Source organism: Paraburkholderia sp. CI3 (assembly GCF_050436505.1).
Classification (GTDB): domain Bacteria; phylum Pseudomonadota; class Gammaproteobacteria; order Burkholderiales; family Burkholderiaceae; genus Paraburkholderia; species Paraburkholderia tuberum.
Genome location: NZ_JBNDMI010000003.1, coordinates 425,456 through 447,011, shown reverse-complemented (window position 1 = coordinate 447,011; position 21,556 = coordinate 425,456). Strand labels below are relative to the sequence as shown.

The 21,556-nt window shown below is 64.5% G+C and carries 19 protein-coding genes, 1 tRNA gene and 1 pseudogene; 12 read left to right on the top strand and 9 right to left on the bottom strand.

Going from position 1 to position 21,556, the window contains the following annotated elements:
* Positions 1-6 precede the first annotated feature (6 nt).
* The gene (locus OKW29_RS10890; protein WP_429291052.1) at positions 7-1,062 is read left to right on the top strand and encodes an ABC transporter ATP-binding protein; all 1,056 of its coding nucleotides are present in this window, start codon (positions 7-9) and stop codon (positions 1,060-1,062) included.
* 23 nt (positions 1,063-1,085) lie between these two features.
* Here the strand turns inward: OKW29_RS10890 and OKW29_RS10885 are convergent, their stop codons facing one another.
* Complete coding sequence (locus OKW29_RS10885; protein ID WP_090806141.1) at positions 1,086-1,943, bottom strand: LysR family transcriptional regulator; 858 nt, start codon at positions 1,941-1,943, stop codon at positions 1,086-1,088.
* A 102-nt stretch (positions 1,944-2,045) separates the two neighbouring features.
* Between OKW29_RS10885 and OKW29_RS10880 the strand changes: the two genes are divergently transcribed.
* The gene (locus OKW29_RS10880; RefSeq protein WP_429291051.1) at positions 2,046-2,978 is read left to right on the top strand and encodes a DMT family transporter; all 933 of its coding nucleotides are present in this window, start codon (positions 2,046-2,048) and stop codon (positions 2,976-2,978) included.
* Positions 2,979-2,999: 21 nt separating this feature from the next.
* Here the strand turns inward: OKW29_RS10880 and OKW29_RS10875 are convergent, their stop codons facing one another.
* Entirely contained in the window at positions 3,000-4,298 is a 1,299-nt protein-coding gene (locus OKW29_RS10875; RefSeq protein WP_184008596.1) for an MFS transporter, read from the bottom strand.
* Between the two features lie 205 nt (positions 4,299-4,503).
* On the opposite strand from OKW29_RS10875, the gene OKW29_RS10870 reads away from it, so the two are divergent.
* From OKW29_RS10870 to mdcH, 8 genes are read left to right on the top strand one after another with little or no spacing between them, the layout of a single operon-like run.
* The gene (locus OKW29_RS10870) at positions 4,504-5,274 is read left to right on the top strand and encodes a GntR family transcriptional regulator (protein WP_429291050.1); all 771 of its coding nucleotides are present in this window, start codon (positions 4,504-4,506) and stop codon (positions 5,272-5,274) included.
* A 20-nt stretch (positions 5,275-5,294) separates the two neighbouring features.
* Positions 5,295-6,965, top strand: a complete 1,671-nt coding sequence (gene mdcA / locus OKW29_RS10865; protein ID WP_429291049.1) for a malonate decarboxylase subunit alpha — start codon at positions 5,295-5,297, stop codon at positions 6,963-6,965.
* 2 nt (positions 6,966-6,967) lie between these two features.
* Positions 6,968-7,933: a triphosphoribosyl-dephospho-CoA synthase gene (locus OKW29_RS10860; protein WP_429291048.1), complete on the top strand. Its 966-nt coding sequence runs from the start codon at positions 6,968-6,970 to the stop codon at positions 7,931-7,933.
* 5 nt (positions 7,934-7,938) lie between these two features.
* Positions 7,939-8,262, top strand: a complete 324-nt coding sequence (locus OKW29_RS10855) for a malonate decarboxylase subunit delta (RefSeq protein ID WP_184038621.1) — start codon at positions 7,939-7,941, stop codon at positions 8,260-8,262.
* The gene (locus OKW29_RS10850) at positions 8,259-9,143 is read left to right on the top strand and encodes a biotin-independent malonate decarboxylase subunit beta (RefSeq protein ID WP_429291047.1); all 885 of its coding nucleotides are present in this window, start codon (positions 8,259-8,261) and stop codon (positions 9,141-9,143) included. Before OKW29_RS10855 ends, OKW29_RS10850 begins: the two co-directional genes overlap by 4 nt.
* On the top strand, positions 9,140-9,961 hold the full coding sequence (mdcE, locus tag OKW29_RS10845) for a biotin-independent malonate decarboxylase subunit gamma (protein WP_429291046.1): 822 nt from the start codon (positions 9,140-9,142) through the stop codon (positions 9,959-9,961). Before OKW29_RS10850 ends, mdcE begins: the two co-directional genes overlap by 4 nt.
* The gene (locus OKW29_RS10840; protein WP_429292482.1) at positions 9,961-10,659 is read left to right on the top strand and encodes a malonate decarboxylase holo-ACP synthase; all 699 of its coding nucleotides are present in this window, start codon (positions 9,961-9,963) and stop codon (positions 10,657-10,659) included. Before mdcE ends, OKW29_RS10840 begins: the two co-directional genes overlap by 1 nt.
* The gene (mdcH, locus tag OKW29_RS10835; protein WP_429291045.1) at positions 10,659-11,591 is read left to right on the top strand and encodes a malonate decarboxylase subunit epsilon; all 933 of its coding nucleotides are present in this window, start codon (positions 10,659-10,661) and stop codon (positions 11,589-11,591) included. The genes OKW29_RS10840 and mdcH overlap by 1 nt, the downstream gene beginning before the upstream one ends.
* Positions 11,592-11,875: 284 nt before the next feature.
* Here mdcH and OKW29_RS10830 read toward each other — a convergent pair whose 3' ends face one another.
* Entirely contained in the window at positions 11,876-12,790 is a 915-nt protein-coding gene (locus tag OKW29_RS10830) for a LysR family transcriptional regulator (RefSeq protein WP_429291044.1), read from the bottom strand.
* Between the two features lie 100 nt (positions 12,791-12,890).
* On the opposite strand from OKW29_RS10830, the gene OKW29_RS10825 reads away from it, so the two are divergent.
* Positions 12,891-13,718, top strand: a complete 828-nt coding sequence (locus OKW29_RS10825; RefSeq protein WP_187631721.1) for an SDR family oxidoreductase — start codon at positions 12,891-12,893, stop codon at positions 13,716-13,718.
* 320 nt (positions 13,719-14,038) lie between these two features.
* Here OKW29_RS10825 and OKW29_RS10820 read toward each other — a convergent pair whose 3' ends face one another.
* The 6 genes and pseudogenes from OKW29_RS10820 to OKW29_RS10795 all read right to left on the bottom strand — a co-directional run bounded on the left by OKW29_RS10820 (position 14,039) and on the right by OKW29_RS10795 (position 19,811).
* The gene (locus OKW29_RS10820) at positions 14,039-16,309 is read right to left on the bottom strand and encodes a filamentous hemagglutinin N-terminal domain-containing protein (protein WP_429291043.1); all 2,271 of its coding nucleotides are present in this window, start codon (positions 16,307-16,309) and stop codon (positions 14,039-14,041) included.
* Between the two features lie 642 nt (positions 16,310-16,951).
* Positions 16,952-18,049, bottom strand: coding sequence for an extracellular catalytic domain type 1 short-chain-length polyhydroxyalkanoate depolymerase (locus tag OKW29_RS10815; protein ID WP_429291042.1), 1,098 nt, complete (start codon positions 18,047-18,049; stop codon positions 16,952-16,954).
* Positions 18,050-18,093: 44 nt separating this feature from the next.
* Entirely contained in the window at positions 18,094-18,519 is a 426-nt protein-coding gene (locus OKW29_RS10810) for a CopG family transcriptional regulator (protein WP_018420777.1), read from the bottom strand.
* 514 nt (positions 18,520-19,033) lie between these two features.
* A tRNA-Lys gene (locus tag OKW29_RS10805) sits at positions 19,034-19,106 on the bottom strand.
* A gap of 48 nt (positions 19,107-19,154) precedes the next feature.
* Positions 19,155-19,334: pseudogene (locus OKW29_RS10800) on the bottom strand (Hsp20/alpha crystallin family protein); the annotation flags it as partial.
* A gap of 114 nt (positions 19,335-19,448) precedes the next feature.
* Entirely contained in the window at positions 19,449-19,811 is a 363-nt protein-coding gene (locus OKW29_RS10795) for an Hsp20/alpha crystallin family protein (RefSeq protein WP_429291041.1), read from the bottom strand.
* 48 nt (positions 19,812-19,859) lie between these two features.
* On the opposite strand from OKW29_RS10795, the gene OKW29_RS10790 reads away from it, so the two are divergent.
* Positions 19,860-20,852, top strand: coding sequence for an IS5 family transposase (locus OKW29_RS10790; protein ID WP_429291040.1), 993 nt, complete (start codon positions 19,860-19,862; stop codon positions 20,850-20,852).
* The last annotated feature ends 704 nt before the right edge of the window (positions 20,853-21,556 follow it).

Genomic DNA, 21,556 nt, shown 5'->3' with positions numbered 1-21,556 from the left:
ATTTTCATGAGCGAACTTCGTATCCGCGGACTGCAGAAATCGTTCGACGGTCACCCGGTGCTGCACGGCCTCGATCTCTCGGTCGAGCGCGGCACGCTGCTCGCGCTGCTGGGGCCCTCGGGCAGCGGCAAGACCACACTGCTGCGGCTGTTGTGCGGCTTCGAGCGCGCGGACGGCGGCAGCGTCGAGATCGATGGCCGGCGCGTCGTCGGCGACAACCTGCACGTACCGTCGGAGCAACGCCGCATCGGCTACGTGCCGCAGGAAGGCGCGCTGTTTCCGCATCTGTCGGTCGCGGACAACATCGTGTTCGGTCTGCCACGCACGCAGCGCCGCGCGCGCCATCGCGTCGCTGAGTTGCTGGAGTTGGTCGGCCTGCCCGCGCATTTTGGCGAGCGCGCGCCGCAGCAACTGTCGGGCGGTCAACAGCAACGTGTCGCGCTCGCCCGTGCGCTCGCACCCACGCCGACGCTGATCATGCTCGACGAGCCGTTCTCCTCGCTCGACGCCGCGCTGCGCGTCGAAACGCGCCAGGCGGTCGCAAGTGCGCTGGCCGCGGCCGGCGCGACTGCCGTGCTGGTCACGCACGATCAGTCCGAGGCGTTGTCGCTCGGGCATGAGGTCGCGGTGCTGTGGAATGGGAGGCTGATCCAGACCGCGACGCCCGAAGTGCTATACCGCCGGCCGGTGACGCGCGAGCTTGCGTCGTTCATTGGCGAGGCGGTCTTGTTGCCGGGCATCGCGCAACACGATCGCGCGAGTTGCGAACTCGGCGAACTCGCACTGGTCGCGCCCGTCGGCCACGGTGCGGTCGACGTGATGGTGCGTCCCGAGCAGATCCGCCTGCTGCGCGCCGATGAAACCGCGCGCACAGGCGCCGCACACGACGCGCTCGTCACTGACGTGATCTTCCAGGGGCAGGACGCAAGCGTCGCGCTGCAATTGCAGTCCGCGACGCGGGCGATGGTGCGCGCGCGCGTGCCCGGTTATCTGTGCCCGCGTCCGGGTGAGCGCGTGCGGCTCGCGGTCGAGGGTGAAGTGACCGCCTATTCGCGTGCCTGAACGACCAAGGCTGGCACGCTCGGCTACCGCAGCGACAGATCCTGCACCATCTGCTGCGCCAGATAATCGCAGGTCGGCCGATCCGATTTCGCGCTGCGCGCGACCACGATTTCGAGCGGCGCGATTCTCGGCAGCCCTTGCGCGTCGCCGAGTATCGCGAGCCGCGGCGGCACGCTGCACCGCGTCAGCGCAATCACCGACAAACCGGCATCCACGGTCGCGACGAGCCCCATCAGGCTCGCGCTGCTGAACGCCGCGCGATAACGGATGCGCGCGCCATCCAGCGCAGCCAGCGTGTGCTGGCGCGCGACGCAGCCCGGCTCGTACAAACCCACCGGCAACGGTGAGGCCTTCAGCACCGGCGTATCGACCGACGCCCCCACCCACACCATCGGTTCGCTGCGCACGAATTCGCCGCGCATCCTGCGGTCGCGCGTGACGAATGCGAGGTCGATCTTGTTGTCGGCGAGCATCGGCGCGAGCGCCGTGCTCTGCGCGCAGACGATCTCGATCTCGACGCGCGGGTACAGCGTCGCGAAACGCCGCAACACCGGCGATAGCAGCGACGACACATAGTCGTCCGGCGCGCCGAGCACCACCCGCCCGGTCACCTCGGGCCGCACGATCGCCGACCACGCCTCCTCCTGCAACGCAAGCGCGCGCCGCGCGTATTCGAGCAGCGTACTGCCGGGCCGCGTCAGCGACAGATTGCGCGTGTTGCGTGCGAACAGCGTCGTGCCGAGCATCGTTTCGAGCCGCTTGATCTGCATGCTGACCGCCGCCTGCGAGCGATGCACGCTCGCCGCCGCCTTCGTGAAGCTGCCCGCCTCCACGACCGCGACGAAGCTGCGCAACAGATCGACGTCGAATTCAGGGTTCACGATTTATCAACCGGGCTTATGGAATTGCTCAATTTAATTCGTTTGTGAACAGGCCACAAGCGGCGCAATACTCGCGGGCATCATGTTACGGAGTCGTTGCGCATGTCTCTCACCTCACGTCAACATGGCGCGATCACGCTGGCGAGCGGCGGCCTGCTGATGGGCACGATCGGCGTTTTCGTCGAGGAGGCGCGGCTCGATGCGCTGACGCTCGTGTTCTTCCGCTGCCTGTTCGGCTTTCTCTCGCTCGCCGCCTATTGCGCGTGGAAGGGCTTTTTCACGCGCGCGCAGTTCACGCGCCGCACGGTCGCGCTCGCGCTGATTTCCGGCGTGCTGATGGTCACGCAATGGGTCGGCTTTTTCGATGCGATTCATCGCACCAGCATCGCGGTCGCGACCGTCGTGTTTCATGTGCAGCCGTTCTGGGTCGTGCTGATCGGCGCGGCGCTCTTTAACGAGCGGCTCGGCGCGGACCGGCTCGGCTGGATCGCGACGGCGTTCGTCGGGCTCGTGCTCGCGTCGGGGGTAATCGCCGCCGGCAATCTGCAGGGCCACACCAGCTATCTGATCGGCTTGAGCGAAGCGCTGCTCGGCTCGCTGCTGTATGCGAGCGTCACGCTGATCGCGAAGAGCCTCGGCGAAATGCGCCCGCATCTGCTGACGCTCACGCAATGCGCGGTCGGCGTGATCTGTCTGCCGCTGATCGCGCCGCTCATCGCGCCTTTGACGCTCACGCATATCGGTCCGATGCAGTGGTTCTGGCTGATCGGCATGGGCGTGCTGCACACGGGATTGTCGTATGTGCTGATTTACGGCGCGCTGCCCAAGCTCAGCACGCCAGTGATCGCGGTGCTGTTGTTCGTTTATCCGCTGACCGCGATCGTCGTGGATGCGCTCGTGTATGGCCGTGCGCTGTCGCTCTCGCAACTGGCGGGCATGGCGCTGATCGTCGCCGCGAGTCTCGGCGTCAATCTCGGCTGGCCGTTGCTGACGCTGCTCCATCCGGGTGGGCGAGCACGCAGTCACGCGAAGTAAAGCGCGCCACCCGCCCGGTCCTTACTGCGGCAGCGTTTCGCCCTTCGTCTCCGGCGCGAACGGAATCACGAACAGGCCGAGGACGAACACGAGCGCGGTCAACGCGATCGGCACGCCGAGCGTCTGCATATGCAGCACCGCCGCGCCGAGCAGAAAGTTGACGCCGGCGCCGACGAAGCGTCCAAACGACGTGCAGAACGCAAACGCCGTCGCGCGTACGCGGGTTTCGAACTGCTCGGGCAGCCACAGGCTGAACAACGCGAAGTTGCCGCCGAAAAAGCCCAGCACGAACAGCCATGCGATGAACGGCGCGAGCCCGTTCGGCAGATAGAACGCCCAACCGAAGCTCGCCGCGATCGACACCGCCATCCCCGCGAAGTACACCGCGAGCGTCATCTTGCGGCCGATGCGCTCGGCCAGTGGCGGCAGCGCGAGACAACCGAGGATCGTGCCGATCGACAGCAGGCCGGTCGCGAGCGACGCGGTGCGAATCGAATCGCCCTTGGACATGCCGGCGCGCGCCGCCAGTTGGATCACCGCGGACGGCTCGTAGACGGCGCCTGCCCACAGCCCGATGATCGCGATCGTCAGCAGAATGCACGCGACCCATGTGCGACGCCGGTAAGCCGGCCCCATGATCTCGCGCAACGGCTTCACGCGCACCGTCTTTGCGTCGGCTTTCTGCCACTTCTCCGGTTCCTTCACGCGCAGCAGAATCAGAATCGCGACGACGACCGGTACCGCGCCGGTCAGGAACATCGCGCGCCAGCCGAAATGCACGCCGACCGTGTAATTGAGCGCAGCCGCGAGAAAGAAGCCCGCGTAGTAGCCGGTCTGCAGATAACCGGCGCCCATTTTGCGACGATCCTCCGGCCAGGCCTCGGCAACGTAGGTGCCCGCGAGCGCCCATTCCCCGCCGATCCCGACGCCCGCGATGAAGCGATAAATACCGAGCTGCCACACATTGGTCGAGGTCGCGGCGAGCCCGGTGAAAATCGCGAACGTGAAGATGGTGGCGGCGAGCACCTTGGTGCGACCGAAGCGATCGGCGAGCGGTCCCCAGATGAACGACAGTCCCCAACCGACCAGAAACAGCGCGAACAGGATCGATCCCGCGAGGCCGACATTCGACGGCGTCGCCGCGAAGCCCGAACGCGGCAACAGCTCGGTCAGCGCGGGCGTGAGCACCAGCGCGTAAATGAACGAGTCCATGCCGTCGAGCGTCCAGCCGGCCCACGCTCCCCAGAACCCTGCGATCTGCGAACGATTGAGCGGTGTGCGCTGACGCGCGACCGCTCGTCGGTCGGTTACTGTATTCATCATGCTCCTCCGGCCTACGATAGTTGAACGTAACGAAGAAAGGGACGGGCGCGCTTGGGGATGGCTCGACGACGTTGATTGATCGGCGATGTCCTCATACAACTCATTCAGAGGACGGCGCGAGCACCTGCCTGGAATGTGGTTCAAGACTTCCGGGTTTGCCCGCGCTGAAATGCGCGTCTTTTTATATATAATATTTGATACCATGACCGACGCAACTGAAGGTTTTCCCCTGGACGCCGCCATGTCCGGTTCGTTTCTTCCGGCCGCCGCGCCGCGCGAAAGTACCTCGCACATGATTGCTGAGGCGCTGCGCGCGGCGATCGTCGACGGCACGCTCGCGCCTGGCGCCCCGCTGCGCCAGGACGCGATTGCCCGGCATTTCTCGGTCAGTGCGATTCCCGTGCGTGAGGCGCTGCGCCAGCTCGAAAGCGAGGGCTGGGCACGCGCGGCGGTCCATAAAGGCGCGACCGTCGCGCCGCTGTCCGCCAACGAAGCGCGCGAGATCTACGAGATCCGCTCGGCGCTCGAAAGTCTCGCGCTCGGCCTTGCGATTCCGCATCACACCGCCGCGACGCTGCGCGAAGCCGCGGACTTGTGCCGCGCCGCCGAGCGCGAAGAGGACCCGTCGCTATACGTCACGCGCAATGCCGCGTTCCATATGTGTCTCTACGCGCCCGCCGGCCGGCCGCAGCTCGAGGACATGATCGGCTTGCTGCACCGGCGCGGCGAACGCTATCTGCGCCTGAAGTTCGGCTTGCCGTCGTACAAGGGCGAGTCCGACAGTGAGCACGCCGCGCTGCTCAATGCCGTCGAGCGCCGCGATATCGCGACCGCGCAGTCGCTGGTGGTCGCGCATCTGCTCGGCACCGGCGAGCTTCTGCATCGTTTCCTGACCGAGCGCGCGCGCGAAGAAGCGCTTGCGCATCAACCGAAGCCGCGCGGCCGACGCCCGCGCGTCACCACCGGGAGCTGATCGAACCGATGACCGAGCCGATGAACCACCCCGCCGAAGCCGCCGCATCGCGGTCCACTGTCCGCTCGTGGACGACCCGGCGCGACGAAAAGAACCGCCGCCTCGCGGCCATCGCGCCGTGGCTCGAAGACGGCGTGCTGCCCACGCACCGCATCGTCGATGCGCTCGAAACGTTGATCCAGCCCGGCGAGCGCGTCGCGCTCGAAGGCGACAACCAGAAACAGGCCGACTTCCTGTCGCGCTCGCTCGCCACGGTCGATCCGCACAAGCTGCACGACGTGCATCTGCTGATTTCGAGCATCAGTCGTCCTGAGCACTTGACGCTGTTCGAGCGCGGCATCGCGCACAAGGTCGATTTCTCGTTCGCGGGGCCGCAGAGTCTGCGCGTCGCGCAACTGCTCGAAGACGGCCAGCTCGAAATCGGCGCGATCTATACCTATGTCGAGCTGTATGCGCGCATGTTCGTCGACCTGACGCCGCACGTTGCACTGCTGTGCGCGGACAAGGCCGACCGTCACGGCAATCTGTACACCGGCCCGAATACCGAGGACACGCCGACGATCGCCGAGGCCGCCGCGTTCCGTCACGGCATCGTGATCGTGCAGGTCAACGAGATCGTCGACGAATTGCCGCGCGTCGACATCCCGGGCTCGTGGGTCGACGTGGTCGTGCAGGCCGACCGGCCGTTCGCGGTCGAGCCGCTGTTCACGCGCGATCCGCGCCATATCGGCGACTTGCAGGTGCTGACCGCGATGATGGTGATACGCGGCATCTACGAGCCGTATGGCGTCACGTCGCTGAATCACGGCATCGGCTTCGATACCGCGGCGATCGAACTGCTGCTGCCCACCTACGGCGAATCGCTCGGTCTCAAGGGCAAGATCTGCCGCAACTGGACGCTCAATCCGCACCCGACGATGATCCCCGCGATCGAATCGGGCTGGGTGGACAGCATCCATTGCTTCGGCAGCGAGGTCGGCATGGAGGCGTATATCGAGGCGCGCCCCGATGTGTTCTTCACCGGCAACGACGGCAGCCTGCGCTCGAACCGCGTGCTGTGCCAGTTGGCCGGGCAATACGGCGTCGACCTGTTCATCGGCTCGACGCTGCAGATCGATGCGGACGCGAATTCGTCGACGGTCACGCGCGGACGGCTCGCCGGTTTCGGCGGCGCGCCGAACATGGGCCACGATCCGCGCGGCCGGCGTCATTCGAGCGAGGCGTGGCTGAAGCTGTTGAAGGGCGACGGCGCGGTGTCGCGTGGCCAGAAGCTCGTCGTGCAACTCGCGGAAACGTACAAGAAAGGCGGCGAGCCGACCTTCGTCGATGAACTCGACGCGGTCGCGGTCGGCGCGAAAAACGGCATGCCGATCGCGCCGGTGATGATCTACGGCGACGACGTGAGCCATGTGGTCACCGAGGAAGGCATCGCGCATCTGCACAAGGCCGAAGGCATCGACGAGCGGCGCGCGGCGGTCGCGGCGGTGGCCGGTGTCACGCCGATCGGTCTGCGCGCGAAGCCTGAGAAAACCGCGGAATTGCGCCGGCGCGGCATCGTCGCGTATCCGGAAGATCTCGGCATCCGGCGCGGCGACGCGAAGCGTTCGCTGCTCGCGGCGCGCAGCATCGACGATCTGGTCACGTGGTCGGGCGGACTGTACGCGCCGCCCGCGCGCTTCCGGAGCTGGTGACGATGGCGTCCGCTGCTGTTCTTCCTGAACGGTTGGACGCGCCACATGCTTCGGTCCTACACGATGCATGTGGCACCTCGCCGGTCGGGCCGTTTTCCGACGCCCAACTCGCGCGCGACGCGATCATCGCGCTGATCGACGAAGCGGAGCTCACGCCGAAGCCCGCGCTCGTCGATCAGCGCGGCAGCGGCGCGCATCGCGACCTCGATCTCGCGATCATGCGGCGCTCCGCGCACGCGCTCGAACCGACCTTCGCGGCGCTGGCGCGCACGGCGCGCCGCCGCGGCGAACCCTCGGCGCTGCTGCGCGCCGAGCTCGCGCAGATCGGCCGCGCGGGCGAACAGGAGATGATGCAGGCGACGGGAGGGAGCAATGCGCATCGCGGCGCGATCTGGATCATCGGCTTGCTGGTTGCGGGCGTGGCGCTCGAAACGGCTTCGAGTTCCTCCATGCGTGCGCACAAACCTGGCGATCCCAACCGTGTCGATACCTCGCGCATCTGCACGCTGGCCGCGCAGATCGCCTGCTTCCCGGACCGCTTCGCCGCTTCGTCCGATAGCCACGGCGAACGCGCGCGTCGACGCTATCAGGTCGGCGGCGCGCGGCGCGAAGCGCAGGACGGCTTTCCGCACGCGCTCGAGGTCGGCCTGCCGGCATTGCACGCGGCCCGCGCGCGCGGCCTCGACGAAAACGCCGCGCGCATCGATGCGCTGCTCGCGATCATGAGCACGCTCGACGATACCTGCCTGCTGCATCGCGCGGGACTCGCCGGCTTGCATGCGGGGCAGCGCGGCGCGCGGCGCGTGCTCGACGCGGGCGGCAGTTCGACAGCCGCGGGTCGCGTCGCGCTCGACGCGCTCGAACGCGAACTGCTGTCGCTGAACGCATCGCCGGGCGGCGCGGCCGATCTGCTCGCCGCCACCCTCTTTCTCGACATGCTGGCGCATCGCGACGCCAGCCGGAGCTGAGCCTCATGGAACATTTGACCTTCGACTATCCGGCGCAACGCGCCGTCACGACCCGCGCGCACGTCGGCGTGGTCGGCTCGGGCGATCTGGAAGTGCTGCTGTCGCCTGCCGCCGCCGATCCAGGCGGTTCGGCGCTCGCCGCGCACGTGGTGGTGCGCACCAGCGTCGACGGCTATAGCCACATCTGGAAGAGCGTGCTCGACCGCTTCTTCACGCGCTACGACGGCGCCGCGCACATCGAGATCAACGACTTCGGCGCGACGCCGGGCGTGGTCGCGTTGCGGCTCGCCGAAGCGGTCGAAGCGGCCGAGGAAGGAGACAGCGTATGAGCACGAGCGTCAGCGTAGATAGCGCGCCGCTGCTGCGCGAAAGCTTCATCGAACTGCCCGCGCGCGAGCGCGCCCGCTCGGTGCTCGACGCGGGCAGCTTCCGCGAACTGCTCGGACCGTTCGATCGCATCGGGTCGCCGTGGCTACCCTTGCAGGGCATCGTCTGCCAGGCCGACGACGGCTGCGTGATCGCGCGCGGCACGATCGACGGCGAACCGGCCGTAGTCGCCGCGATCGAATCGGCGTTCCAGGGCGGCAGCATCGGCGAAGTGTCGGGCAGCAAGATCGCCGCGGCGCTCGAGATGGCGCTACGCGACTGCGAGCGTGGCAAGCGCGTGCGCCCGGTCGTGCTGTTCGAGACCGGTGGCGTGCGGTTGCAGGAAGCGAACCTTGGGCTTGCGGTCATCGCCGAGATTCAGGCGGCGATCGTCGCGCTGCGCCGGCGCGTGCCGGTGGTCGGCGTGATCGCGGGCATGGTCGGCTGCTTTGGCGGCATGTCGCTCGCGGCCGCGCTGTGCTCGTATCTGATCGTGACGAAGCAGGGACGGCTCGGCATGAACGGACCCGAAGTGATCGAGCAGGAAGCCGGTATCGAAGAACTCGACGCGAGCGATCGCCGCCGCGTATGGCAACTGATCGGCGGCGAGCAGCGAGTCGCGAGCGCGCTCGCCGACACACTCGTCGACGACGATGCCGAGGCCGTGCGCGCCGCCGTACGCGCCGCGTTCGCGCAAGGCGTGCCGGCCACGCATCGCAGCGAGCAGGTCGACACGTTCTTGCAGCGGCTCGCGCGGATCGATCCGGCGAGCGTCACGCCCGAGACGCTGCGTGATGTGTACAACCCGCAAGGGCGCGATGCGTCGAACAGGGAGCAGGCATGAACGACACGACACTCACGCGCGGCGCGCGCTGGTTCAATGCACTTGCCGGTGAACCGTCGAGCACGGCGCCCATCTGGAGCGGCGATGCGCCGCTCGGCGGCGCCACCGCGCGCTTCATCACGGTCGTGCCCGATCCCGCGAACCGTTTTCCGCGCGCGACCACCAACGTGGTCGGGCTCGAACAAGGCTGGCAACTCGCGCGCGCGGTGCGTGAAGCGATCGAAGCGGATGCGGGTGTGGACGCCGGCACGCGCCGCCCGATCGTCGCGATCGTCGACGTGAAGAGCCAGGCGTACGGCTATCGCGAGGAAATGCTCGGCATCCACCTCGCCTGCGCGGCCGCCGTCGACGCCTATGCGAGCGCGCGCGACGCCGGCCATCCGGTGATCGCGCTGATCGTCGGTCCGGCGATGTCCGGCGCGTTCCTCGCGCACGGCTATCAGGCGAACCGCATCGTCGCGCTCGACGCGCCCGGCACGATGGTCCACGCGATGGGCAAGGAAGCGGCCGCGCGCGTCACGCGCCGCACGGTCGAAGAACTCGACGAACTCGGCGACACGATCGTGCCGATGTCGTATTCGATGGCGTCGTTCGCGAAGCTGGGGCTGCTCGATCAGTTGATCGAAGGCATCGACGCGGACGCGCCCGACGCGGCACAGATCGAGCGCGTGCGCACGGTGCTGGTCGAGCAGATTCGCAGCGCGCGCGAGGGGGATCGTACGCTCGCGCGTCGGCTGGAATCGGCGACGGCGCGGCAGACTCGCGCGGCGTCGATCGAGGTGCGGCGGCGTCTTGCCGAACAATGGGATGCCGTGTGATGCGCGTGTGTGCGGCTGCGCCCTTCTCCACCGTGCACGCCACGTCGTGCGACGCGCGGTGGCGGCCGCATGATCTGCTGCGCTTGCGGCGGCTGGACTCGCCCGATGACGAACCAGCGTGGGTTCGCGACGCGTTCGAACGCGCGCCGTATGCGGTCGTCCGACGCGCGCTCGCCGCTGATGGTTTCGTCGCGATCGGCGTGCGCGGTGCGAAGCGAGCGCAACGCTACGGCACATGGGTGCATGCGGACGATATCGTCGGTGCCGTGCCGCCGGAATCGCTCGCGCAGACGCAAGCCGATGCTGGACGTGCTGCATTGCCCTCGTTCGTTGCACTGCTTTCGTTGCAACGTGATTCGGGCGGTCCGCTTGGTGGATTCGCTTGGGGACCTATTGGCAGCACCGGCTTTGAACTGGCGACGCACGTGCCGACTGTCAACGAAACGAGCGACCTCGATCTGTTGATCCGCGTGCCGCAACCGCTGGCGCTGAATGTCGCGAGTGCTTTGCTGGAGCAACTGCAAACGCTCGCGGCGCATATCGGTATCCGCATCGATGCGCAACTCGAAACGCCCGCGGGTGGCGTGGCGCTCGCGGAATGGGCCGCGGGCAAGGCGCGCGTGCTTGCCCGCGATGCGAGCGCCCCCCGCTTGATCGCCGATCCGTGGGCGGCGGTTGCTCACCATGGCATTGCCTGATGCTCGCGCTTCTGTTCCCCGGCCAGGGTGCGCAGAGCGAAGGCTTTCTGCATCGACTGCCGCAGCATCGCGCGGTACAGGACACGCTCGCTGAAGCCTGCGACACACTTGGCATCGACGTGCTGACGCTCGACTCATCCGACGCTTTCGATTCGACGGTCGCGGTGCAACTGGGCTTGACCGTCGCGGGCGTCGCGATCATGCGCGCGCTCGCCGATGAAGGATTGGCGGGGGAGATCAGCGCGGGACTGTCGATCGGCGCGTATGCGGCGGCGGTCAGTTGTGGCGCGGTGGCGTTCCGCGACGCGCTGAAGATGGTGCAGCGACGCGCCGAGCTGATGGAAACCGCTTATCCGGCGGGCTATGGTCTCGCGGCCGTCTCCGGCTTGAGCGAGCAGCAGGCGGAAACGCTCGTTGCACAGCAGGCCGCGGAGCAACGGCAACGCGTGTATATCGGCAACGTCAATGCACCGCGCCAGATCGTGATGGCCGGCGCGGACGATGCGCTCGACGGGTTCATCGAACGCGCGCTCGCGGCCGGCGCGCGCAAGGCCACGCGGCTCGCGGTCAGCGTGCCCTCGCATTGCGAATTGCTCGCGCGTGCGAGCGACGAACTGCTGGCGTACTCGCGCACGTTGCATTTTGAAAGACCGCGCGGTGTTTATATCGGCAATCGCGGTGGACGCCCGTTATATACGGCCGATGCGATTCGCGAGGATCTTGCGACCAATATGCGTTACACCGTGCGCTGGTTCGATGCGCTGACCGTGATGCAGGAAATGGGCGCGCAGGTGCTGGTCGAGGCGCCGCCGGGGCAGGTGTTGACAGATATCGTGAGGGAGAATTTTTCTGAGGTCAGTGCGCTGGCCGCGAGTACATTGCCGTTTGACAGGTTGGTGGGGACGGTACGCCGGCGGTTGGAGCGTAGCTGACGGCGTGTGCTTTGCGGTGTGCGAATGCGGCTGGGCCAGGGGCGTCTGGGAGCGGACAACAGTCTGGTGTCCGGGGCGTAGCAGCCGTTGGAGCGTCAGCGCTGGCGCGTAGCCGAACGGCAGAAAATGGCCGCCCGCTGCCCGAGGCAGTCCGCGCTGGTCTGCCCGATCAGGTCGTTCGATGGCGACCACCGTCATGACTGTTTTCAATCCAGTTACGACTTGAGTTCGAGTTCAGCTAACGGTTGCATCAAAGGCCGTGCGAAGCTGCTGATTCGCGGAAGCTACCTCGACGGCTCGGACACGCTGCCGGGCAGTTGCCGCACCAGCTCGATGAATGCCCGCAACCCGGCGGGAATATGTCGGCTTCCGGGAAAATAGAGAAACAGTCCGGGAATGAGCGGGCACCAATCACTGAGCACCGCAACGAGCCGCTTGCGTGCCATCGCGTCGCGCGCATACGGCTCCGGTACGTATGCAATACCGAGTCCCCCCAGTGCCGCTTCGATCATCAACGTATTGCTGTCCATCGTGAGCGCGCCGGGCGGATCTATCGTGAAGGCCTGACCGTGACGCGCAAACTCCCATCGATAGCGTTTGCCACTGGGCAGACGTTGCCGGACGCAGCGATGGGCCTGCAATTCGTCCGGCACGGCAGGCCGGCCATGCTTGCGCAGATAACGCGGCGACGCCACTGCAACAAAGCGTGAATCCTCGCTGACCCGTACCGCGATCATGTCCTTGGGTACCGCTTCACCGAGCCTTACGCCTGCATCGAAGCCTTCCGCGACGATATCGACGAAACGTCCGTCCGAGACGAGATCCAGCTCCATCTGCGGATACATCGCCAGAAAGCGCGGCACGACAGTCTGGAGCAGTTGACGGATCGCCCCGTCGCTTCCATTGATGCGCAGCGTGCCGCGAAGCGCCTCATCTTCCCGCGCGACATCGTCGAGCACGTGATCGAGATCGCTCAGCACAGGGCGCAGACGTGCAAGCAGACGCTCCCCCGCTTCTGTCAGGGATACGCTGCGCGTGGTCCGGTGCAGCAAGCGCACATCCAGATCGTTCTCGAGTCCGCGCATCGCATGGCTCAGCGCCGAACGCGACACGCCCAGTTCGCCTGCGGCCTGCACGAAGCTCCGCCGCGCGGCGACGACCATGAACGCCTGCAAATCGTTGAGAGTCGGTTTGCCCATTGGTGAATTTCCTTCAACACGTCATGCCGATCGGCCTGGCTTCTCCGACGAATTCCATTGTTCTAGCATGAACTCCTGATCCTTCCAACGGAGCATGAGCATGACGAAGAACTGGCTGATCACGGGCGCATCGAGCGGGCTGGGGCGTGGGCTGACGGAAAAGCTGCTGGCACGCGGCGACGGCGTTGTCGCGACGCTGCGCAGGCCCGGCGCATTGGACGATCTGCGCAAGCAACACGGCGACCGACTGGAGGTCGTCACTTGCGACCTGACGAACGTCGATGCAATCAGAGCCGCTGTAGCGCAGGCATTTGCTGCGCTCGCGCGCATCGACGTCGTCGTCAGCAACGCGGGCTACGGGCTGTTCGGCGCGGCCGAAGAGCTCGACGACACCCAGATTGCACGGCAGATCGAGACGAATCTGACCGGGTCGATCCAGTTGATACGCGCGGTCATTCCGCGTCTGCGGGAACAGGGCGGCGGACGGATCGTGCAGGTGTCGTCGGAAGGCGGCCGAATCGGCTATCCGGCTTTTAGCATTTATCACGCGACGAAATGGGGAATCGAGGGTTTCGTCGAAGCTGCCGCGCAAGAAGTCGGACCGTTCGGCATCGACTTCGTGATCATGGAGCCCGGTCCTACGCGCACCAACTTTGGCGCGGGTCTCGACCGCGCGGCGCCGATGCGCGTGTACGACGACACGCCCGTCGGTGAAATCCGGTGCGCACTCGACGCTGGCTATTTCGATTTTGCGGATGCGGCGAAAACTGTCGACGCAATGATCACCGCGATCGACAGCCCGTCCCCTCCGCTACGGCTTGCGCTGGGCAAGTCTGCGTACGAATCGATACGTGCGTCGCTGACAAAGCAACTCGCGAGTCTCGAGGCGCAGAAGGAGATCGCGTTGTCGGTGATGGAGCGTGGATAGCCAGATGGCGAGCCACTCGATGGCCCCGGAACGTAGCGCAAGCGACGTTTCTGAAGGATGACTTCCAAGGGATGAAGAGATTCGAACAGCCGAACACTTCGTCAACCAAGGGAGCAGATGTGGCCGGTCCGTAGTTGACGCGATCGCCCCAGATCGACACGCAAGTGCCCTCCGAATCCCGCGTGCCCTTTACGCCGGCTTCCGACCCAATGCGGCCTTTCATTCGTCGTCTATTCAATGGCCGTTGTTCGAGCAGAACCAGCCGTCTAATCTTGCGCGAAGAGATGCCTCGGTGCACTGTGTTCCACATCACCGCGAAACTAGTGCACCTCTTGCCAGCGGAAAATGGGGTGCGTGGCGCCCGTCGGCATGGCCCACGCGCCATTCGGTCCGAAGTCCCATCCGACAAAGCTGGCCGGCTGGCTCATCTGGGCCGTAGTCAGCCCGTTTGACGCTGGCAAATTGCCACCGCTCGACGTTTGCCGTGTCGTTTCGACGTTCCAGTAAACGTCGTCGCCAAGGCCGGAACAGCCCCAACAAATTCCGCCGACAAATATTGGCGTCGTGGCCGTTACGGCGCCCGACGCAAACGACTGGGTGATGGAGCCGCTATTGTCGACTACCAACCCCCCCGCGACGCTGTGAGAATAATACCCAGTGACAGAGCCTGTTGCATACGACTGGTCGATCCTCCCATAGTTGTTGTCAACCAGTCCGGCACCCTCGCCACCAGTCGCGACTGCCGCGCTGCTTCCCGAGCGGGCGATGAGCCCGTAATTCGCACCGACGAGCCCCGCAAGCGCTGCGCCAAGGCAACCCATGCAGGTGTTCTCGCCTGAAGTGAAGGTGTTGACGACAGTGCCGTAGTTATCGATCGCCAGGATTCCGATTCCGTAGTAGAACCCTGTGTCCGCCTCGCCCGTGTGAGCGTTGACTCTCATGTCGCGCACGACACCGCCCCGCCCGATATCACCGAACAGAGCATCGAGGTTGGGCGAGAGATTGGAAACCGTATGCCACATGCCGTCGAATTGACCGGTGAACGGTGTCGCAACCGCGTACTGGAGCGTTCCCAGCGTGGTGAATGCAAAGTTGCTCGCGTCTAAATCCTTGCCGAGCGCGTAGTTGCCGCCCATGTTGTTCGCGACGTTCTGCAGGTCTGTCGCCGAATTGACGAGCTGATAGCCGGTTATCTGCGTGACGAGTCCGCTGTAGAGCGGCGCTTGCCAGGTCGCATTGCTGACGAGCGTGCCGGGGCTGAAACTGCCATTCATATCGTAGAGCGCGCTGACGATGCCCGTGCTCTTCGACCAGTCGACCGTGCCGCCGTTGATGACGCTGCCGCCGTTGTCGATGCCCGACGCGTCGGCACGCAAGGTCAGATTGCCCGCACCGCTGTTGGCTATCGTCATGCCCGACGCCACCGAGACGCTGTGATACGCGGCGAGCGTGAGCGAAGCGGGACCGTGCCAGCGCAGGCTCGACGCGACGCCCAGGTCGCCCGTCGCGCCGTTGGCGCCCGTCGTCTCGACGTCCACCGAGGTGCCCGCGTTCAGGCTGCGCTGCAACGTATGCGCGGCGGAGTCGTCGATCGTGAAGTCGGGCGTCGACAGATTCCACTGCCCCGCGTGGACCGCTGCGTGCCTGCCGAAAGTGAGTTGCGCCGCTTGCGTATCGACGGTTCCGCCGCTGCCGTCCGCGTTGTTTGCGGTGATCGTGCCGTACTGTTCGACACGGCCGCTGTCGGCGACCAGCCACACATGGCCGTCGCGGCTGGCCGTGCCCGTCGCGCGGATGCGCGTGCCGCTGCCTGCGAGCGCATACACGTTGCCGTCAGCAGCCTGCAGACTGATCTGCGCGGCGGTTATCCGCCCCTTGTTGACGACCGTGCCCTGACTGCCTGTCTGCACAAACACCTGCCTGCTGCCGGCCGAGTCCTGCAGCAGTACCTGCTCGCCCACGGCCAGTTCCGCCGTGCCGTTGGGCGCTGCGACGGTGCCTGCGTTGATGACGTCGTGTCGCGCAATCAGGAATACATCGCCGCCGCCCGAACTGATCTTGCCGAGATTGATCACGGCTGCGTTCGAGTTGCCTGACAGCGTGAGCGAGCCGCCGCCCTGTATGAACGCGTCGTTGCAGATGTCCAGCGTCGACGCGACGAAACGTCCGCCGGTGGTAATAACGCCCGATGGCCCGACGACGATGCCCTGCGGATTGATCACATAGACGCTGCCCGTCGCACCGAGCCTGCCGACGATGGCAGAGGGCGAACCGCCCGTCACCCGGTTCAGCGTCGCGCCCGAGCCGTTGTCGAACGTCACGCTGTTGGTTTTGCCAATCGAAAAGCTGTTCCAGTCGATCACGCCGCGCGTCGAACCTGGTTGTGTGATCACGAGGCTGTTGCCCGCGCCCGCTATCGTGCCCGTGCCGGCGACGTAACGGCCGCCCTGCGGAAGGCTGCCCGCCGCGAACGCCACGGGTGTCAGGGACAGCCCAGTCAGCGAAATGCCAATGGCGAGCCAGATGCGTCGGTTTGACTGTTGACGATGGGGTGCGCATCGCGCGGACCGAGGTTGTGCTGGACGTGACATACAGCCCCCTTTCCGCATGCATGCGGAACGGCCACCAACGACCCGCATAGCCGACCGGAGACGCGTGAGTGGCGGCGTCTGAAGAATAGCCAGTTGGCGTCGCGCATGCGTGCCTATATCTCAGCGCTTCGCGCCTTCCTATCGGACTTTTGTGCCACCTCGCTTGGTCAGAACGCGGTAACCACAAGGGAAACAAGGGAAGGTCCAAACCAAGGCTGTAGACATACCGAACCCGAAGAAGGCGGACCAAGAAGATCAGTTGTGTTCCGGTGGCCAATGGCCGCTGGCGGCTGCAGAACCGACGTCTAAATGTCTGGTCAACAGCAGCGGCGAATGACAGTTCCTGGCCGATGACTGCCTCATGCAATGGGCACACATCGCTCGAACTTCGCAAGGCCGCGATCGGCGACACGCGACCCGTTGTTGACGATGGACGAAACACGCGTGGATGTCTCCAATTGAATGGCAACCCGCCGTACGTTGATTGCGGCGCAAATCCGGCTTCACCGACCTGCCGCCGAGGATTCGCCCCGGAAGTGATTCATCGGGCAGCCTTTTATGCAGTTGAGCAAGCGGACTTGCTCTACATGCACAGCGGACGCCACTCCGTCGCAATCATAGTCACCACAAGAGAGGCCTGCACTATTGTCGTTGCGGATGATCAAGAAAGAAGCGCAGCATTTCGGCACTCGCATCCGGACCAGTAGCGTCCGTATAACTGCCTCGTGCATTGCCGCCTGCCCAAGCGTGCCCTGCGCCATGAATGGTCCACAACTCGGCGTCGATACCGTCGCCGGAAACCAGCCGCGAGACGGTACAGACGCGTCGGCCCGCGTCGACCCGACGCCATTCGCTGCCGGCGTCCGGCCGTGCGTCGAACCTCTGCACGAGCCGCGTGGCATTCGCTACGTGAACGGTGGCATCCGCGTCACCATGAAAGACGATCATGGGCCGTCTCGGTGACAAGTCTGTATCGCCTTGCACGCGCCGTGCATTTCGGGGGTGCTTGCCGCCTTTCATCGCCGCGAGCGCGGAGGGTAAATTGTGCGCGCACCGTGCCGGAAGACCGGAATGCACGCCGACTGCGGCATACAGCTCGGGATACTCGGCGATCATGATCGCCGCCATTGCGCCCCCCGCGGACATCCCCGCGACGTACACGCGCGCAGGATCGACGTTGTGGGCCGAGATGATTTCGCGCGTGATGCCTGCGATCAGCGACGGCTCGCCGCGCTCGCGATGCTGATCGTCAGGTTTGAACCAGTTCCAGCACTTCGACGGATTCGCCTGCTGCGGTTGCACCGGATAAGCTACGAGACATCGATGCCGGTCGGCAAGCGCGTTCATCTGCGTGCCTGCTGCGAAATCGTCGGCGTCCTGCGTGCAGCCGTGCAGCATCACAATCAGTGGCAGCGGCTCGCCGGCGCCCCCCGCCGGCACATACAGCCGATATTGACGGCGACCGGCGGCATTCGCATACGCAAGCGTGATGAATTGTCCTCGTTCCTCCACGTCAATGCAGTCTTCTCGCGCCTTGTGCGCGGTCGCGTCCTTGGTCTTTGCAAACGGGAAGACAACGGGCTCTGGCGTCTTGTCCCGCGACTCAGTTTCGTTCACTGCACCGACGCTTTCCCCTCGCAGTGCGCGTTGTATCGCTTCTGTCGCTTCGGCAACGCCGCGGGTACGCAGCAAAGTCATCGCTTCGTGCATTGAGTTCAGAAAGCCTTCGTTGAGTTTCATCACATTTGTCCGATTACCGGTGTTGAGGGGTGGGCCTCGCGCGGCTAGTGGATTCTGCCGGCAAGCGCCGTCTTGACTGCGGGCGAAGCGTGAAAGGCTCCCAGCACCACGACGCTTTCGATAGTCGCGAGCGCGAGTTCCGGGGAGACATCGGCGGCAATGCTGGCCAATCCCAGGACCTGAATGTTGAGACGCTCGCGCGCGGCTCGAATCGCCTCGAGATCCTGCCTGGAAAAATGCTGCAGCCCGAGCACGAGCGAACGACGCGCAACCGTTTCCTGGACGACCCGCGCATGTAGCGCGAGCTGGTTGCGAATCGCCGTTCGGATCAGGTCGGTCCGGTTCGCATAGAAGCCTTCTTCAACCAGCAGGTCGATCTGCCCGAGGTCGACGGGTCCGAGGTTGATCGTGATTTTTTCCGAATCGCCGCCTTTCGAGCGGGGGGTGTCCAATACCGCGGGTTTCTTCATCGCACCATCCTTGCACCATCCATATGGATGGTTATAGGATGGTTTTAGATGCGCCGCAACATAAAAATTTGGGGTCGAGACGCCTTCTGGGCTCGCCGCATCGCTGGTCGTGGGGGCTAGATAGAGCGCGGATATCGCTCAGTGGTTGTCGCGTGACTTTCCCGAGCGCTATCGCTGGTCGAGGCGCACATGGATAGCTACGAGGTACTGGCCGGTTGGAGGACGCGGCAGCGGTTGAATACTGCGCTGAGCCTCCTCGGCGCTTCGCGGAACAACTCGCCTGCCGGTCTCATCGTTGTAAAGGCCAGTTACAGCGCTGGGTTTGTGACACGCGCCTTTCTCGATCCCGTGGCTCAATACTATTCGTTTAACAATAGCCGAGGCCCTACACGCTGAGCAGAACCTTCCGCACGTCGGACTCGGGGGCAATGCGCTCATCCTGCCCCGCTTGACCGGGCACTGGGCATCCAGTGATGTCGCGCCTGCAAGGTCCGACTCGATCGTGCCGACTGGGTAGGCCGTACTGGATTCGAACCAGTGACCAACGGATTAAAAGTCCGCTGCTCTACCAGCTGAGCTAACGGCCCGGCTCGCCCGATGTTCCCCGCGACCGGGGCACTTCTTGCCTGTTTGGCCTAGCCGATGTCGATCGTGCGACTCGTGGATCGCGCCGGCTCCGATTTCGGCACGGTCAACGTGAGCACACCGTTATCAAATTTTGCCAATGCGTGATCGGGGTCGGCGTTTTCCGGCATCGGAATCGTGCGCATGAAGCTTCCATAGGCGCGCTCGAGCCGGTAGCAGCCGTCTTCGTCGCCGCGCCAGCATTCTCACGTTTCACGTCCCGCATCTGGGCCTCCGCAATCGGAAGGTGGCGGCCAGACGACCGCCACCTGTTTTCTCGCCGTTGTTGCTGTCCACTGCCGACCTCAGTCCGTCCGCACCTCGATGCGGCGCGGACGGGCTTCGTCGCGGCGCGGTATCGTCAGCTTCAGCACACCGTTCTTCAGGTTCGCATCGATTTTCGTTGCGTCGAGGTCAACCCCAAGAGCGAACGACCGCGCGAAGTGAGGCTGGCGGATCTCCGCATGTTGCAGGCGCAGCCCCGCCGGCGTGGGCACCACCGCCTCGGCCTCGATGGACAGGTTGCCATCGTGCACCTTCAGATCGAGCCGGTCCTTTGTAACGCCGGGCAGATCCGCCCACAGCGTGACGCCCTGGCTATCCTCGAAGATGTCCACGGGCGGCGCTAGGGAAACACTGATTAATGGAGCTCGGCGGTCATCGCTCACGTAGCCGAAGACGTTATAGAAGGCAGCTCACAGAACGGACTCACGAGGATGAAGAGGCAGATCGGCTTCGCGGAAGCGGAAATTGCAGGCAAGAAGCGCGTGACGAGGCGCCAACGCTTCCTGGCGGAGATGGAGCAGATTGTGCCGTGGCAGCGTTTGCTGTCTGCAATCGAACCGCATTACCCGAAGGGCACGCGAGGCCGTCCGCCGATTGGCTTGGAGCGAATGCTGCGGATCTATTTCCTGCAACAGTGGTACGGGCTGTCGGACGAAGGGCTGGAAGACGCGCTGTATGACAGCATTGCGCTGCGCGCCTTCGCCGGCATCGATCTGGCAGTCGAGAACGTTCCGGATGCGACCACGCTGCTGAAATTCCGGCGCCTGTTGATCGAGCACGAACTGACACGGAAGCTGTTCGACGAGATCGGTATCTCGCTGTGTGAGCGTGGACTGATGATGAAGGAAGGCACGCTGGTGGATGCGACGATCATCGAAGCGCCACCGTCGACCAAGAACGCCGGGAAGAGCCGTGACCCGGAGATGCATCAAACGAAGAAGGGAAACGAATGGCACTTCGGGATGAAAGCCCACGTTGGCGTGGACGCCGATTCGGGCCTGATCCACAGTGTGGTTGGCACGGCGGCTAACGTGTCGGATGTGTCGCAAGCCCATCTGCTGCTGCACGGCCATGAGGAGGAAGCGTTCGCCGACGCGGGCTACATTGGCGTAGACAAGCGCGACGAAATGCAGGGCAAGGCAGTGAAGTGGCACGTCGCGGTCAAGCGCGGAAAGATCAAGGCGATGTCGGAAGGCCCGCTGAAGGACCTGGTGATCGCGGTTGAACGAACCAAGGCGCAGATCCGGGCGCGGGTCGAGCATCCGTTCCATATCGTCAAGAACCTGTTTCACCATCACAAGACCCGATACAAGGGCTTGGCGAAGAACACCGCGCAACTGTTCAGCCTGTTCGCTCTGGCGAATCTGGTGATTGCGCGAAATCTGTTGCGATCGGTTCATGGGAGCAATCCGTCTTGCGTGTGAAAAAGGCGAGCAGAGAAGCTCATTTACGAGCCAGATTCATCGAAATGAGCGCCGATTCGATTCGTTATCCGTAAAATTCGACGCCGCTTCATCTGCAAGCCGCGCGGGCGGCACATTAATCAGCATTTCCCTAGTGCAACTGGCAATCTCGAATTCATCCGCTCGGAAGGCAATGTGTCGAAAGCGGCATTGTGCTTGAATATGCGGGGAGGAAACGCGAGGTAGAAAGCGTGCTTTCCATGCTACCGTCAGCATATGCATGTAGAAGTTTACAGGGTTGGCTTGGCACAGCGGCTGGACCTTCTTGAGCAACCCCTCGCGCGGGAACGCGCCAAACGAATTGTGAGGATGTATCGGAGCAGGCATTACATCTCGACACATTTATTGCAAATTTCACTGAACGGCGGCGCAACGAACCGGCATTAATGCGTTCAATATTGCGTACACAGACTTTATCCACCTGCAAGAGGTTCTATCATCGGGTTGGCCACGAGACGCTGCTTTAAGTGCCACTCTTTTTCGATCTTCTGAAGGGACTCGCAATGGCTAAGTGCATCTCTCGACGTTTTCCGATGGGCTCCTGGCGCTTCGACAACAGGAAGGTCCGGTTGCCTGAGGTGACTGAAGATAACGTTTTCGACCGATGGCTTATCGTCAGCGCCGAAGGCGTACCATCGGTGTTGCGGCGAAGGATGTGTCAGCAC

Coding starts and splice junctions, on each gene's coding strand:
- OKW29_RS10890 (WP_429291052.1), top strand. CDS start 7: ATGAGCGAACTTCGTATCCGCGGACTGCAGAAATCGTTCGACGGTCAC.
- OKW29_RS10880 (WP_429291051.1), top strand. CDS start 2,046: ATGTCTCTCACCTCACGTCAACATGGCGCGATCACGCTGGCGAGCGGC.
- OKW29_RS10875 (WP_184008596.1), bottom strand. CDS start 4,298: ATGAATACAGTAACCGACCGACGAGCGGTCGCGCGTCAGCGCACACCG.
- OKW29_RS10870 (WP_429291050.1), top strand. CDS start 4,504: ATGACCGACGCAACTGAAGGTTTTCCCCTGGACGCCGCCATGTCCGGT.
- mdcA (WP_429291049.1), top strand. CDS start 5,295: ATGAACCACCCCGCCGAAGCCGCCGCATCGCGGTCCACTGTCCGCTCG.
- OKW29_RS10860 (WP_429291048.1), top strand. CDS start 6,968: ATGGCGTCCGCTGCTGTTCTTCCTGAACGGTTGGACGCGCCACATGCT.
- OKW29_RS10855 (WP_184038621.1), top strand. CDS start 7,939: ATGGAACATTTGACCTTCGACTATCCGGCGCAACGCGCCGTCACGACC.
- OKW29_RS10850 (WP_429291047.1), top strand. CDS start 8,259: ATGAGCACGAGCGTCAGCGTAGATAGCGCGCCGCTGCTGCGCGAAAGC.
- mdcE (WP_429291046.1), top strand. CDS start 9,140: ATGAACGACACGACACTCACGCGCGGCGCGCGCTGGTTCAATGCACTT.
- OKW29_RS10840 (WP_429292482.1), top strand. CDS start 9,961: ATGCGCGTGTGTGCGGCTGCGCCCTTCTCCACCGTGCACGCCACGTCG.
- mdcH (WP_429291045.1), top strand. CDS start 10,659: ATGCTCGCGCTTCTGTTCCCCGGCCAGGGTGCGCAGAGCGAAGGCTTT.
- OKW29_RS10830 (WP_429291044.1), bottom strand. CDS start 12,790: ATGGGCAAACCGACTCTCAACGATTTGCAGGCGTTCATGGTCGTCGCC.
- OKW29_RS10825 (WP_187631721.1), top strand. CDS start 12,891: ATGACGAAGAACTGGCTGATCACGGGCGCATCGAGCGGGCTGGGGCGT.
- OKW29_RS10820 (WP_429291043.1), bottom strand. CDS start 16,309: ATGTCACGTCCAGCACAACCTCGGTCCGCGCGATGCGCACCCCATCGT.
- OKW29_RS10815 (WP_429291042.1), bottom strand. CDS start 18,049: ATGAAACTCAACGAAGGCTTTCTGAACTCAATGCACGAAGCGATGACT.
- OKW29_RS10810 (WP_018420777.1), bottom strand. CDS start 18,519: ATGAAGAAACCCGCGGTATTGGACACCCCCCGCTCGAAAGGCGGCGAT.
- OKW29_RS10790 (WP_429291040.1), top strand. CDS start 19,860: ATGAAGAGGCAGATCGGCTTCGCGGAAGCGGAAATTGCAGGCAAGAAG.